The sequence below is a fragment of the Delftia deserti genome (genome assembly GCF_042653485.1).
Taxonomy (GTDB): Bacteria; Pseudomonadota; Gammaproteobacteria; order Burkholderiales; family Burkholderiaceae_C; genus Comamonas; species Comamonas acidovorans.
In genome coordinates, this window is record NZ_JBHSIH010000001.1 from 1,980,622 (window position 1) to 1,994,374 (window position 13,753).

The 13,753-nt window shown below is 70.3% G+C and carries 12 protein-coding genes and 2 pseudogenes; 12 read left to right on the forward strand and 2 right to left on the reverse strand.

The annotated features are described in order from the left end of the window. Positions 1-70 precede the first annotated feature (70 nt). Positions 71-427, reverse strand: a complete 357-nt coding sequence (locus tag ACFPFG_RS09430) for a hypothetical protein (protein ID WP_224986416.1) — start codon at positions 425-427, stop codon at positions 71-73. Between the two features lie 101 nt (positions 428-528). Between ACFPFG_RS09430 and ACFPFG_RS09435 the strand changes: the two genes are divergently transcribed. From ACFPFG_RS09435 to nadB, 4 genes are all read left to right on the forward strand, one after another. Then, positions 529-1,476, forward strand: coding sequence for a delta(1)-pyrroline-2-carboxylate reductase family protein (locus tag ACFPFG_RS09435; protein ID WP_380106177.1), 948 nt, complete (start codon positions 529-531; stop codon positions 1,474-1,476). 15 nt (positions 1,477-1,491) lie between these two features. Then, positions 1,492-3,243 carry a diguanylate cyclase gene (locus ACFPFG_RS09440; protein ID WP_380106179.1) on the forward strand — a complete coding sequence of 584 codons (1,752 nt, stop codon included), beginning with the start codon at positions 1,492-1,494 and terminating at the stop codon, positions 3,241-3,243. A 174-nt stretch (positions 3,244-3,417) separates the two neighbouring features. Next, the gene (nadA, locus tag ACFPFG_RS09445) at positions 3,418-4,551 is read left to right on the forward strand and encodes a quinolinate synthase NadA (protein WP_183017667.1); all 1,134 of its coding nucleotides are present in this window, start codon (positions 3,418-3,420) and stop codon (positions 4,549-4,551) included. Positions 4,552-4,561: 10 nt separating this feature from the next. Beyond that, the gene (gene nadB, locus ACFPFG_RS09450) at positions 4,562-6,064 is read left to right on the forward strand and encodes an L-aspartate oxidase (protein WP_374618380.1); all 1,503 of its coding nucleotides are present in this window, start codon (positions 4,562-4,564) and stop codon (positions 6,062-6,064) included. Positions 6,065-6,245: 181 nt separating this feature from the next. On the opposite strand, the gene ACFPFG_RS09455 is transcribed toward nadB, so the two are convergent. Further along, positions 6,246-6,863 (reverse strand): class I SAM-dependent methyltransferase, encoded by a 618-nt coding sequence (locus ACFPFG_RS09455; protein WP_380106182.1) that lies wholly within the window; start codon positions 6,861-6,863, stop codon positions 6,246-6,248. Between the two features lie 99 nt (positions 6,864-6,962). Between ACFPFG_RS09455 and ACFPFG_RS09460 the strand changes: the two are divergent. The 8 genes and pseudogenes from ACFPFG_RS09460 to ACFPFG_RS09495 all read left to right on the forward strand — a co-directional run bounded on the left by ACFPFG_RS09460 (position 6,963) and on the right by ACFPFG_RS09495 (position 13,703). Continuing rightward, a pseudogene (locus ACFPFG_RS09460) lies at positions 6,963-7,925 on the forward strand (arsenic resistance protein). A 12-nt stretch (positions 7,926-7,937) separates the two neighbouring features. Next, positions 7,938-8,998: pseudogene (locus tag ACFPFG_RS09465) on the forward strand (DMT family transporter). 204 nt (positions 8,999-9,202) lie between these two features. Next, a complete protein-coding gene (locus ACFPFG_RS09470) occupies positions 9,203-9,724 on the forward strand; it encodes a copper chaperone PCu(A)C (RefSeq protein ID WP_380106184.1) in 522 nt (173 codons plus the stop codon). Beyond that, a complete protein-coding gene (locus tag ACFPFG_RS09475) occupies positions 9,711-10,202 on the forward strand; it encodes a methyltransferase family protein (protein ID WP_380106186.1) in 492 nt (163 codons plus the stop codon). Before ACFPFG_RS09470 ends, ACFPFG_RS09475 begins: the two co-directional genes overlap by 14 nt. A 49-nt stretch (positions 10,203-10,251) precedes the next feature. Then, entirely contained in the window at positions 10,252-10,488 is a 237-nt protein-coding gene (locus ACFPFG_RS09480; RefSeq protein ID WP_380106188.1) for a heavy-metal-associated domain-containing protein, read from the forward strand. Then, positions 10,485-12,608, forward strand: coding sequence for a heavy metal translocating P-type ATPase (locus ACFPFG_RS09485; RefSeq protein WP_380106190.1), 2,124 nt, complete (start codon positions 10,485-10,487; stop codon positions 12,606-12,608). Before ACFPFG_RS09480 ends, ACFPFG_RS09485 begins: the two co-directional genes overlap by 4 nt. Next, positions 12,601-13,041, forward strand: a complete 441-nt coding sequence (locus ACFPFG_RS09490) for a disulfide bond formation protein B (protein WP_380106192.1) — start codon at positions 12,601-12,603, stop codon at positions 13,039-13,041. The genes ACFPFG_RS09485 and ACFPFG_RS09490 overlap by 8 nt, the downstream gene beginning before the upstream one ends. Beyond that, the gene (locus ACFPFG_RS09495; RefSeq protein WP_380106193.1) at positions 13,038-13,703 is read left to right on the forward strand and encodes a DsbA family protein; all 666 of its coding nucleotides are present in this window, start codon (positions 13,038-13,040) and stop codon (positions 13,701-13,703) included. The genes ACFPFG_RS09490 and ACFPFG_RS09495 overlap by 4 nt, the downstream gene beginning before the upstream one ends. Positions 13,704-13,753: the final 50 nt, after the last annotated feature.

The following is a 13,753-nucleotide window of genomic DNA, read 5'->3' on the forward strand; positions in this document are numbered from 1 at the left end:
CGGGCGGCGATATTACGTCGGAACCTGCGGGCCCGCAGCGGCCGCAGTCCCGACAATGATACGGCGTGTATCAGCGCACGGGCTGCACCGCCATGGGGGCGGTGGCCGGTGGCGCCTGGCTGCGCAGGACCTGCTCGCGGGCCACCAGCACCATGGCGGCCAGCAGCGCGGCGACGATGCCCAGGCCGATGACGACCGCCAGGCCCAGCCCCCATCCGCCGCGCCTGCGCCGCTCGCGTGCCGGCTCGCCGGGCCTGCGGGGCGCGGGCGCCTGCTCGCTGGGCGGCTGCTCGCGCTGCCACGGCTCGGGCGCGGGTCCGCGCCGCTGCTGCTCATAGCGCGGAGCCGATTCCTTGCGCGGAGCTTCGGGCCGCGCCGAACCGTCCCAGCGGGGCTCTTCGCGCGGATAAGAAGGCTTTTGTGACATAGGCGACATCGTAGTGCCTGCGCAGGCCCTCGCGGGCCTGTGCACACCGCTGGACACACCGCGAATTGGCCGGCCCGAGCCTACTGTGTACAGTCGCGGCCATGAGCCATTCCAGCATGCCCTCCTCCATCGCCCTTGACGCACAGGCCACGGCCGGGCTGTTGCCCTGGAACGAACTGGCCGACGAGATCGCCGCCCTGCTGCTGCAGCCCCAGGCAGCGCAGGTGCCGGCGCGCATCGTGATGCCCCTGCCGGCCGGTGGCAGCCTGTTTTGCATGCCCGCCACCGACGGCCAGGTGGCCATGACCAAGCTGATCAGCTTCACGCCCGGCAACGCCGGCACGCCGCGCGCCACCATCCAGGGGGATGTGGTGGTGTTCGACGTGGCCACGGGCGAGCGCCGCCTGATCCTGGACGGCCCCACGGTCACCGCCAGGCGCACGGCCGCCGTATCGCTGCTGGCCGCGCAAAGGCTGGCGCCGAATCCGCAGGGTCCGTTGCTGATCGTGGGCGCCGGCGTGCAGGGCCTGGCCCATTTGCAGGCCTTTGCCGCTGGCCTGGGCGTGCGCGAGGTTCAGGTGGCATCGCGCAGCGCACAGAGCGCCCAGGCGCTGGTCGACCAGGCCCGGGCCATGGGACTGCAGGCCACCGCCGTGGAGGATGTGGAGGCGGCGGCGCGCCACTGCCCGCTGATCGTGACCTGCACGCCCGCCCGGGCCGTGGTGCTGCGCGAGGCGCCGCGCAGCGATGCCTTCATCTCGGCCGTCGGTGCCTTCACGCCGCAGATGGTGGAGCTGGCACCCGGCCTGTGCCAGGGCTTGCTGCAGTCTGGCCGCGTGGTGGTCGATACCGGGGATGCGCTGCATGAGGCCGGTGATCTGCTGCAGGCCGGCATCGATGTCGCCGCCCTGCCCACGCTGGAGCAGGTGGTGCGCGAGCAATGGCCGCGCTCGGATTCGCCCGTGCTGTTCAAATGCTGTGGCTGGGGTGGCTGGGATCTTGCAGCCACCCGCCTGGCCATGCGCCGGGTTGCACTCCAGAACAGTTGAAAGCGGATTTCTGCGTTGAACGAGCTTTTCCCCCCGGATTCCCCCGCCCCGGCTTCCAGCACCGCGCCCAGCCGCTGGCAGCGCCTGGGCCTGCGCACGCAACTGGCCCTGGTCTTCGGCTCGCTGCTGGTGGGCGTGACGGTGCTGATGTCCCTGGCATTCGGCGAGCTGCTGCGCTGGCGCATGGAGCGCGAGGTCAGCGCCTCGCTGCATGCCATGGCCTCCAACGCCGCCCGGCAGCTGTCCGATGGCCTGTTCAGCCGCGCCCATACCGTGGAAGTGCTCGCTGCCTCGCCGGAGCTCTGGATCCAGGGGCTGGACTCCCCGGGCGTGGGTGCACTGCTCAACCGCGCCCGTTCGCTGACGCCCACCAGCCTCTGGATCGGCGTGGCCGACGCCGAGGGCACGGTGCGCAGCGCGACCGACCAGGTGCTGGTGGGCCTCGATGTCAGCGACCGGCCCTGGTTCGAGCCGGGCCTGCAGCGCGTCCATGTGGGCGATGTGCGCGCATCCTCGCCTGTGATGTCCGCCTTGCTGCCGCCTGCGGCCGACGGCGCGCCGCGCCGGTTCATGGACTTCGCGGCGCCCATTCGCGTGGGCGATCTCACCCAGGGCGTGCTGTGCATGCAAAGCAGCTGGGAATGGGTGCGCGAAACCATGCAGACCCTGCAGCAGGCCGACAGCGCCGACCGGCAGATCGGCCTGTTCATCTTCGACCGGCGTGGCCGGCTCATCCACGCCCCGGGCGACAGCCTGGAGCCGTTGCTGGCCCTGGACCAGCGCCTGCCGGTGGCCCATACCCTGTCTGCCGACACGGCCGATGCCACGCTGTTGCACGTACAGGTGGCGCGCTGGCAGGACAGCGCTCAAAGCTTTCTGACGGCCACCGTGCCGCTGCAGGCCCACAACAGGGCAACGGCCATGGGCTGGCACATCGTGGCCCGCCAGCCGCACGACAGCGCCTACGCGCCCGCGCGCCAGGCCATGCACCAGGTGCTGGCCGGCGGCCTGGCGGCCGCGCTGGTGGCCGCCGTCATCGCCTGGCTGGTGGCGCGCAGGCTGAGCCAGGATCTCAAGCGCCTGGCCCGCGCCGCCAATGGCATCGACGGCAGCGGCGCGGCCTCCGACATCCCGCAGTTGCACAGCAGCCGCGAGGTGCATCGCCTTTCGCAGGCGCTGCGCGGCAGCATTGCCCAGCTGCGCTCGGCCAACGAGGCCATGGAGCGCCAGGTGCGCGAGCGCACGCTGCAGCTGCAGCAGGCCAATGCCGAACTGGAGCACCAGGCGCGCAGCGATCCGCTCACGGGCCTGCTCAACCGCCGGGGCTTCGACTTCCAGCTGGACTTCGCCATGGCGCTTGCGCGCCGCAGCGGAAGGCCATTGAGCGTGCTCGTCATCGACGTGGACCACTTCAAGCGCATCAACGACCAGCATGGCCACGACATGGGCGACGCCGTGCTGCGTACCCTGGCGCGCACATTCCGCATGCGGCTGCGCGAGTCCGACGTGCTGGCCCGCATGGGCGGCGAAGAGTTCCTGGCGCTGCTGCCCGACACCACGGCCGATGCCGCCGTGGCCATTGCCGAGCAACTGCGCGAACTGCTGGCCGCCACGCCCATGGCGCATGGCGAGCCCGTCACCGCCAGCGTGGGCGTGGCCACGCTGCGCAGCGCCACCGACACGGCCGCGGCCATGCTGCGCCGTGGCGACGAAGCGCTGTACGAGGCCAAGGGCGCGGGCCGCAACAACGTGCAGCTGCAGCGCTGACGCGGCCCGTCACGCGCACTGCCAGCGCTTCCAGCGCTTTTCAAGGCCCTCTCGGCGCCTCTTCCCCTTGCCGCCGCACAACACCCGTGCGGCAAAAAACACCACACTAATACTCAAATTGAGCATATTATTCGCAGCCATCACCAGCCCTTTCCACAGTCCCGGACGGCCACCATGCAGCTCAAATCCGTGCAGTACGACAAGCCCCATTTCTCCCTCGCCGGCCAGTGCGGCATCGGCGAGGCCTGGGCCCGCATTCCCCCCGAGCTTGACCGCGCCCAGCGCCTTCGGACCGCCGAGCGCATACGCGCCCTGCTGCACGAGCGCGATGCCGTGCTCGTGGCCCACTACTACGTGGACGGCGAACTGCAGGACCTGGCGCGCGAGACCGGCGGCTGCGTGGGCGATTCGCTGGAGATGGCGCGCTTCGGCGCCCAGCACCAGGCCAGCACCCTGGTCGTGGCCGGCGTGCGCTTCATGGGAGAGACCGCCAAGATCCTCAGCCCGGAAAAGCGGGTGCTCATGCCCGACGACGACGCCAGCTGCTCGCTGGACCTGGGCTGCCCGGCCGACGAGTTCAGCGCCTTCTGCGACGCCCACCCGGACCGCACGGTCGTGGTATACGCCAACACCAGCGCGGCGGTGAAGGCGCGCGCCGACTGGGTGGTCACATCGTCGGTGGGACAGGACATCGTGGCCCACCTGCACGCCTGCGGCGAGAAGATCCTCTGGGCTCCCGACCGCCACCTGGGCGCCCACATCCAGCGCCAGACCGGCGCGGACATGCTGCTGTGGCATGGCTCCTGCCTGGTCCATGACGAGTTCAAGGCCGACGAACTGGCCGCCATGGCGCTGGAGCACCCGCAGGCCGCCATCCTCGTGCACCCCGAGTCGCCGGCCGCCGTGGCCGCCCAGGCCGATGTGGTGGGCTCCACCACCCAGCTCATCAACGCGGCAGGCCGGCTGCCCACCGACACCTTCATCGTCGCCACCGACCTGGGCATCCTGCACGACATGCGCATGCGCTACCCGGGCAAGACCTTCCTGCCCGCGCCCACGGCCGGCCAGGGCGCCACCTGCAAGAGCTGCGCCATGTGCCCGTGGATGGCGATGAACAGCCTGCACGGCGTGGAACTGGCGCTGGAGCAAGGCCTGTGCGCCATCGAGGTGGACCCCGCCATCGCCCAGGCCGCGCGCCAGCCCATCGAACGCATGCTGGCCTTTGCCGCAGGCCACCGCCAGCCCGTGCGCGCCAGCGGAGACCTCGCGCGCGATGCGGCGCTCTTCCAGCATTTCGGTCCCGCCTGAGGAGCACGCCATGACCCAGCCCTCCATGGACGTGCTCGTCATCGGCGCCGGCCTGGCCGGCATGGCCGCCGCCCTGTCGCTGCCGCCGCACCTGCGCGTGGCCCTGCTCAGCAAGGGCGCGGCCGAGGAATGCGCCAGCGCCTGGGCCCAGGGCGGCATTGCCGCCGTGATGGATGCCGGGGACAGCATCGATGAGCACCTGGCCGACACCCTGGTCGCGGGCGCGGGCCAGTGCGACGTGCAGGCCGTGCGCGCCATCCTCGAGCAGGCGCCCGCCGCCATCGATTGGCTGGTGGCCCACGGCGTGCCTTTCACGCGCGACGACAGCGGTGGCCTGCACCTCACGCGCGAAGGCGGCCACGGCCGCCGCCGCATCGTGCATGCCGCCGACTGCACGGGACAGGCCGTGCATGCCGCCCTGCTGCGCGCCTGCCGGGAGCGCACGAACATCGATTTGCATGAGCACACCAGCGCGCTGGACCTGCTGACCGAAGGACAGCCTGCGCACTGCACAGGCGCGCTGGTGCGCCTGCCCGATGGCCGCCAGCAGCGCTGGCATGCCACGCATACCGTGCTGGCCACGGGCGGGCTGGGGCAGGTCTATCCCGCCACCACCAACCCGGCCACCGCCACGGGCGACGGCGTGGCCATGGCCTGGCGCGCGGGCTGCCGCGTGGGTGATCTGGAGTTCATGCAGTTCCATCCCACGGCCCTGCAGGTGGGCGGCCGCGCGGCCGGCCTGGTCTCCGAGGCATTGCGCGGAGAAGGCGCCCTGCTGCGCCTGCCGGACGGCACGCGCTTCATGCCTGCCCATGACGAGCGGGCCGAACTGGCGCCGCGCGACATCGTGGCCCGGGCCATCCGGCACGAGATGGACCGCCATGGCCTGGCCTTCGTGCACCTGGACATCACCCACCGGCCACGTGCCTGGCTGCAGTCGCATTTCCCCGGTGTGATGGCCCTGTGCGCCAGCCATGGCATCGACATTGCCACGCAGCCGATTCCCGTCGCCCCCTGCGCCCACTACGCCTGCGGCGGCGTGCTGGCCGGCATCGACGGACGCACGGATGTCGATGGCCTGCGCGCCATTGGCGAGGTGGCGCGCACCGGCCTGCACGGCGCCAACCGGCTGGCCAGCAATTCGCTGCTCGAATGCGTGGTGATGGGGGGCGCGGCCGCCCGGGCCATCGCGCAGCAGCCGGCTGCCGCCCCAGCGCCGGCACGGCCGACCGAAACCCTGCAGGCCGGCGCACAGGAGCAGGACACGGCCGCCGTCGCGCAGGAGTTGCGCCAGCTCATGCAGGACTGCGTGGGCATACAGCGCAGCGACCAGGGACTGGCCCTCGCGCTGCAGCGCATCGCTGCATGGCGCGAGACACTGGAGCCCGCCGTCCCGCATGCGCTGCGCAACCAGCTCGATGTCTGCTGGCTCATGGCCACGGCCGCCGCCGCGCGGCGCGAGAGCTGCGGCGCACATTCGCGCATCGACGCCGCACCGGCGCTGGTGGAATGAAAAATGTCCGCTGTCAAGTTCTTTTGAACTTAAACAGTGGGTGAGAAAAGTCTTACGGAACCAAGAGATAGGTCATATCTTGGTCGCTGCGTGCTCTTGCCCTGTTTCGGGCTAGGTGCCATATGGGTGCTTCGGCATGGCGAACGCACGGGCGCCGCAGCTGACACGGTCGTACCGCTCGTCAGTGCATGACACAGTGGCAGTAGACGAACTGCTGGATCGCGCCGCCCGGCGTGTGATGGGCTTCGGCCGTGTGCTCCATCAGCTCGAAGGCATCCCCGAACTCGCCGTGCAGAGCATCTGCGGAATAGCGCCTGACGGGCAGGCCGCTGCATTGAAGCGGACCATCCGGCCCGAAGGCGGCCACGATGACATGGCCGCCGGGACGCACCGCACGGCGCACCTGGGCCACATAGGCCGCGCGTTGTTCGGGCTCGGTCAGGAAATGGAACACGGCTCGGTCGTGCCAGATGTCATAGGCCCTTTCCGGCAGAGCGACGGACGTGGCGTCCCCCGCCAGCCACTGCACGCGCCGGGCCTGCTGCTCTCCCAGGCGCTCGCGAGCGACCTGTAGCGCCGCGGCCGCCAGGTCGAGGACGGTGATCTCGAACCGACCGCGCTGCAGGAGGTCGTCGACCAGTGTCGAGGCCCCACCGCCCACATCGATGACGCGGCTCGGCCGCCCTGCGGCGATGCGCTCGATCAGCGCCAGGGATTGCTCGGCGTGCGGCTGATACCAGCTCACCTCCTGGGCGGAGCGGGTTGTGTAGACGCGATCCCAGTGCGTGCGACTGTCCATGGTTCAATCCTGTGGTACCTGTGGAGGCAATACCTCCCGTGCCCGTATCGTGCAGCCACCTCGGGTGGCGTGCCCTCCGTTGGCAACGGCTCTTTGTCCGTGTCCTCCGTCAATTTACGCGAATTCCTCGAAACCCGGCAGGTCGCCATCTACTTCGCCACCGTGGTGCTTGCCGCCGTCCTGGCATGGCAGGTCCCCGGCACGACCGCGCTGGCGCCGGCCATCGATCCCCTGCTGGGCTTCATGCTGTTCGTGACCTTCCTGCAGGTGCCGCTGACCGAACTGCGCCGCGCCGTGTCGAACCTGCGTTTCCTCGGCGCGCTACTGACGGCGAACTTCGTCGTGCTGCCGTTGCTGGTCGCCGCATTGCTGCCGTGGCTTCCGGCCGACCCGCTGCTGCGCATTGGTGCCTTACTGGTGCTGCTGACGCCTTGCATCGACTACGTGGTGACCTTCGCCCTCCTGGGCCGGGCAGACGCCCGCCTGCTGCGGTGCTGCTGGGCGCCGAGATGGTGCTGCTCCCGGTTTCCTGGGACTGTTCCTGGGCGATGCGGCGAAAGGCCTGGTGCAGTGGGAGCCGTTCCTGCACGCCTTTCGCCGTGCCCTTGGCGCTGGCCGGCGCCTGCCAGGCCTGGGCGGCACGTTCCGGCACGGGCTGATCCGCCGTGGCGGCCCTGGGCCTGCTGCCCGTGCAGGCGACGGCTGCCGTACTGTTCGTCGTGGTGGTGGCGGTGATGCCCCAACTCGGTCTGGCGCTGGACGCCGTTCGGGCTGTCGTGCCTGTCTACGTGGTCTTAGCCACTGCCGCGCCGTTGCTGGGATGGAGCGTGGCGCGCGCCTGGCGCCTGCCGGGCCGACCAGGGCCGGGCCGTGGCGTTCAGCAGCGCGACCCGCAACTCGCTGGTGGTTCTGCCGCTCGGATTGGCCATCCCCGGCACTGTGCCCTGGATACCGGCGGTGATCGTCGCGCAGACGCTGGTGGAACTCGTCAGCGAACTGGTCTACGTCAAGCTGCTGCCGCGCCTGGGCGCGAAGCCCGCGCTCGAGCCTGACCGGCCATGACCGAGCGCCGCCCTGCGTCGGTACAATCCTGCCCTACGCGGCGGACTGCTGGCACTGCTTGCCGCCGTTCTGTTCGGACTCAGCACGCCGCTGATCCAGCGCTTCGGTGTCGGCCTGGGGCCGCTCACCACGGCCGCGCTGTTGTACGCCGGGGCCGCCTTCATCGGCCTGTTGTCACGCCAGCCTCGTGAACGCGAGGCGCGGCTGCGCTGGAGTGATCTGCCTAGGCTGGGCGCCATGGCGGCCTTCGGCGCCGCGCTGGGGCCGGTGGCGCTGGCCTGGGGGCTGCAGCAGACCAGCGCCACCAGCGCATCGCTGAAGCTCACGCTGAAGCCCTGTTCACGGCGCTGCTCGCCCACTGGCTCTACCGCGAGACCATGGACCGGCGCGTCTGGGCCGCGATGGGCCTGCTGACGACCGGCGCCGCCGTCCTGTTGCTGGACCAGGGCATAGCCAGCGACGCACGGCTTTGGGGGTTGCTGGCATTGCTGCTGGCAACCGCCGCCTGGGGCGCCGACAACACGCTGTCGCGCGCCCTGGCCGAGCGCGACCCGGGCCAAGTGGTGCTGGTCAAGGCCGTGCTGGGCAGCAGCGCCACGGCTGCGCTCGCCTGGGCCCGCGGCGAACCCCTGCCGACGGCCGGTGCCGCCCTGGCCTTGCTGGCCGTCGGCGCCACCGGCTATGGACTGAGCCTGCGGCTGTACCTGCTGGCGCAACGCGCGTTCGGCGCCGCACGCACCGGCTCCGTGTTCGCGTTCGCCCCGTTCATCGGCGCGGCCGCCGCTTTTACGCTGGGCGAGCGCGACGCCTCCTGGCTGCTGGCGCTGGGGTGTCTGCTCATGGTGCTGGGCGTGCTGCTGCATCTGGTGGAAACGCACGACCACGAGCACGCCCACGAGGCGCTGGAGCATGAACACGCCCATCGGCACGACGACGGGCACCACGACCACACACATGCCGTGATGCCGACCGGCACGCACAGCCATCCGCACCGCCACGCGCCGGTGACGCACGCGCATCCGCACGTGCCGGACGCGCACCACGGGCACGCGCATTCGAAGGCCAGCGCCTAAACGGCAACTCGGCCCAAGCGCGGCGCATACGCGCCGGATGCGCTGGACGGGAGTGACCACGGCCTCGTTCAAGCCATTCCGGGCACAGCTCTCGTGTCGGCTGTTCAACGGGCTTGCACCTATACCAACTATAGGTTCTACGATCACGCCCATAGCCCGCACTCGGGCAGTCAAGCAGTCGCCCCAGAACTTGAAATCCGCCGCATGAACACGCTTCGCACTCTCCGCTTTCTGCCACGCATTCTCGGCTTGGCCCTGGCATTCGCCGCGGCCACAAGCGCCTTCGCTCAGGACGCGCGGGCAGGCGCCATCCGCATCGACAAGCCCTGGACACGGGCGACACCACCGGCTGCCCCCACCGGCGCGGGCTACATGTCCCTGACGAACGAAGGAAAAGAAGCGGACCGCCTGCTGGAGATCACGTCCCCCATCGCCGGCCGCGCCGAGATCCACACGATGGAGATCGTCGGCGAGGTGTCCCGCATGCGCTGGCAGAAGGATGGTGTGGAACTGCCACCTGGCAAGACCGTGGAACTCAAGCCCGGCGGCATCCACGTCATGTTCCTGGAACTCACCCAGCCCATCCGCCCGGGCACCAAGGTGCCGGTCACCCTGCTCCTGCAGCGTGCCGGCAAGGTGAATGTCGAGCTGCTGGCGGCTCCGATCGGGGCCACGAGCGCACCGGGCGCCAGCACGGGCGCAGCCGCGCACCATGGCAAGCACTGACCGTCCGCCCCCCCAGGCGACATCAGGGCTGGCGCTGAAGATTCCGCCGCTGGCCCTTGTGGCGCTCGCGGCTGCAGCGATGTGGTTCCTGCCGGCCATTGCCGAGCTGCCACACCTCGGTCCGTGGCACACCGGCCTGTGCGCAGCGCTCGCGCTGCTGGGCGCGGCCGTCTGCCTGGCCGGCGTGCTGGCCTTCCGCCAAGCCCGCACCACGGTGGACCCCATGCGCCCCGCGGCCGCCACCTCGCTGGTCGTGCGCGGCATCTACCACTACACGCGCAACCCGATGTACCTGGGCTTTCTGCTCGTGCTGCTGGCCTGGGCGCTGTACCTGACCAAGCTGTCGGCGTTCCTGATCCTGCCGGTGTTCATCGGCTACTTGACCGTGTTCCAGATCAAGCCCGAGGAAGCCGCGCTGCGCGATCGCTTCGGCGCCGACTTCGATGCCTACGCCGCGCGCGTGCGGCGCTGGCTGTAGGTTTCATCTCCTTTCATCCCATCCCCGACCCCCTTTCAGGAGCACCACCATGACCCAGACCTCTCACCTGCAAAGCCTGACCCTGCCCGTGGCCGGCATGGACTGCGGCGGCTGCGTGCGCAGCGTGGACAAGGCCGTGCGCGCCTTGCCCGGCGTCGCCGAAGCCCAGACCTCGCTGCAGCCGCCCCAGGTCGTGGTGCAGTTCGACCCCGCCCGCGTCACGCGCGAGGCGTTGGTTACCGCCATCGAGGATGCCGGCTTCGACGTGCCGGCGGCACAGCCATGATCCAGACGCTGGAGTTACCCGTCTCGGGCATGGACTGCGCGGCCTGCGCACGCAAGGCGCAGCGCGCCCTGATGCGCGTGCCTGGCGTGCAGAACGCCGACGTGCTACTCAACGCCGAGAAAGCGGTGATCCAGTTCGATGCGGGCGTGGCGACGCCTGATGCGCTGCGCGCCACCATCGAGAAGGTCGGCTTCACGGTGCCGCAGCCGGTGACCGCTGCGGCGGAGGATGAGACGCCGCCAAGCCACGTCCTGGAGGCCAAGGCGCTGCAGCGCCAGTTGTTCACGACCCTGGGCCTGTTGTTCGGCGCCATCCTGTTCGTCGTGGTGATGGGCGAAGGGCTGGGGTTGTTCGATGCGCTCACCGAGCGCGTGCCCTTCTGGGCAGGCCTGGCGGCTGTACTGGTGTTCGGCTATCCCATCTTCAGGGACGTCATCAAGAGCACGCTTCGCCGCGAGGTCACCAGCCACACGCTGATGACCGTGGGCGCCATCGCCGCGCTGGCCATCGGCCAGTGGACCACGGCCGCCATCGTGGTGTTCTTCATGCGCATGGGCGAGTTCACCGAGCGCTTCACCAGTGAGCGGGCGCGCCGGCTGCTCAAGGAAATGACAGCCCTGGTCCCGCAGACGGCGCGCGTGCAGCGCGGCGGCACGGAAGTCGAGGTGGCGATCGAGACGGTGGTGCCGGGCGACGTGGTCATCGTGCGCCCCGGCGAGCGTGTGCCGGTGGACGGCGTCGTGCTCGAAGGCCAGGCCACCTTCGACCAGGCGGCCATCACCGGCGAGAGCATGCCGGTGGAGGCCGAGCCTGGCGACAAGGTCTACGCCGCCACGCTGGCCCGGCTCGGGCACGTAAAGCTGCGCGCCGAGCGCATCGGCCGCGACACCACCTTCGGGCGCGCCGTGCAACTGGTCGAGGATGCCGAGGCCAACCGCGGCAAGGTGCAGCGCGTGGCCGACCGCTTCAGCGCCTGGTACCTGCCGGTGGTGGCGACCATCGCGCTGCTGACCTGGCTGCTCAGCGGCAACATCCTGGCCACCGTCGCGGTGCTGGTGGTGGCCTGCTCGTGCTCGTTCGCGCTGGCCACACCCATCGCGATGATGGCCTCGGTCGGCGCCGCTGCGCGCCAGGGCCTGCTGATCAAGGGCGGCAAGGTCATCGAGGCGCTGGTGAAGTGCGATGTGATGCTGGTGGACAAGACCGGCACGCTGACCACCGGCCGCCCGCGCATCACCGATGTAGTGCCGCTGGGCACGCTGGACGAAGGCACGCTGCTGCGCTTGGCCGCCGCCGCCGAGCGGCACTCCGAGCATCCGTTGGCCGAGGCCGTGCGTGCCCTGGCCGCGGAGCGCGGCCAGACGGCGCAGGAGCCGGCGCGCTTCGAGGCGCTGCCCGGACGGGGCGTGCGCGCCGAGATCGAAGGGCGGATCGTCGAGATTGGCAACCGCCGCATGTTGGCCGAAGGCAGCGATGGCGCGGCCTCGGATGCGGCTCTGCGCCTCAAAGGCGAAGGCAAGACGCTGCTGTTCATGGCGGTGGACGGCCAACTGGCCGGCGTGTTCGCCGCACAGGACACGCTGCGCCCCGAGGTGGCTGACGCTTTGGCCGCCGTGCGCGCTGCCGGCATCCAGCGCATCGAGTTGCTGACCGGCGACAACGAGCGCACAGCCGCCGCCATTGCCGCGCCGCTGGGCCTGGGCTACCGGGCCAACCTGCTGCCCGAGGACAAGATCGGCATCGTGCGCGAACTGCAAAGCCAGGGCCATCGCGTGCTGATGGTGGGCGACGGCGTCAACGACGCCCCCGCACTGGCCCAGGCAGAGGTGGGCATTGCCATGGGCGGTGGCACCGACGTGGCGATGGAGGCGGCCCAGATCGTGCTGATGCGCGAGGACTGGCGGCTCGTGGCCGAGTCCGTGCGCATCGCGCGGCGCACCATGGGCGTGGTGCACACCAACATCGGCTTTACTGCGCTGTACAACCTCGTGGGTCTGTCGCTGGCGGCCTTCGGCCTGCTGCCGCCCATCTACGCGGCGGCGCTGCAGTCCATCCCCGACATCGGCATCCTGGCCAATTCGTCGCGGCTGATCCGCAACCGGCAGGCTGTCCATGACTGACGTGACAGTCGAGAAGAGCCACACCGCCTGGGCGCCGTTGTTCGGCGCTTGGCTGATCGCGCTGCTGGCTTCGCTCGCCGTGCTGTTCGTCGGCGAGATCATGGGCCAGGCGCCCTGCAACCTGTGCTGGTTCCAGCGCGCCTTCATGTTCCCGCTGGCCATCGTGCTGGGCGTGGCGGCCCTGCGCACGGACGCGGCCGTCTGGCGCTACGCGCTGCCGCTGGCGATCTGCGGTGCGCTGGTGGCGGGTTTTCACAGCGGGCTCTACCTCGGACTCCTTCCGCAGAGCATCGCTCCTTGCAGCGAAGGCGTTTCCTGCACCAGCGCCGACATGACCATCCTGAGTGGCCTGCCGCTTCCCGTGCTGGCGCTGGCCGCCTTCTGCGCCATCGCCATGCTGCTCGTCATCACCCGTTCCCGGACCTCTCCATGACCCGTCGCACCACCACCGTCATCGTCACCGCCCTCCTCGCCTTGGTGGCCTTTGCCGCGGCCGCCTTCCTCTACCAGCGCCACGAGCGGCAGCAGGCGGTCGAACGGGCCACGGCGCAGTTCGACGTCATGGTGCGCGAGCACTCGCCGGTCCTGGGGCCGGCCAACGCCCCAGTCACCATCGTCGAGTTCTTCGACCCGGCCTGCGAGGCCTGCCGCGCCTTCTATCCCTACGTCAAGCAGATCCTGGCTGCCCACCCGAAGGATGTGCGGCTGGTGATCCGCTACGTGCCCTTTCACCGCAAGCCATCCATCGCTGGCGTGCAGATCCTCGAAGCGGCGCGCCAGCAGCAGCGCTTCGAGCCGGTCATGGATGCGCTGATGCAGTCCCAGCCGGTGTGGGCCAGCCACAGCACCCCGGCCACCGGGCGGGCCTGGGAGTTCGCGCGCGCCGCCGGCCTGGACCTGGAGAAGGCCCGCGCCTACGTGGCGACCGGTGCAGTGGACAAGCTGCTGGAGCAGGACGTGGCCGACCTGAAGGCTGTGGGGGTTCGCGCCACGCCCACCTTCTTCGTCAACGGCAAGCCGTTGCCCGAGCCGGACCCGCGCGTGCTGATGGAGATGGTCAAGAGCGAGGCCGAGCGCGCTCGCAAGGCGCCATGAGCGGGAAGTGGACCAGCACGTCGCCGGGGGCCGCCAAGACACGCGGCATG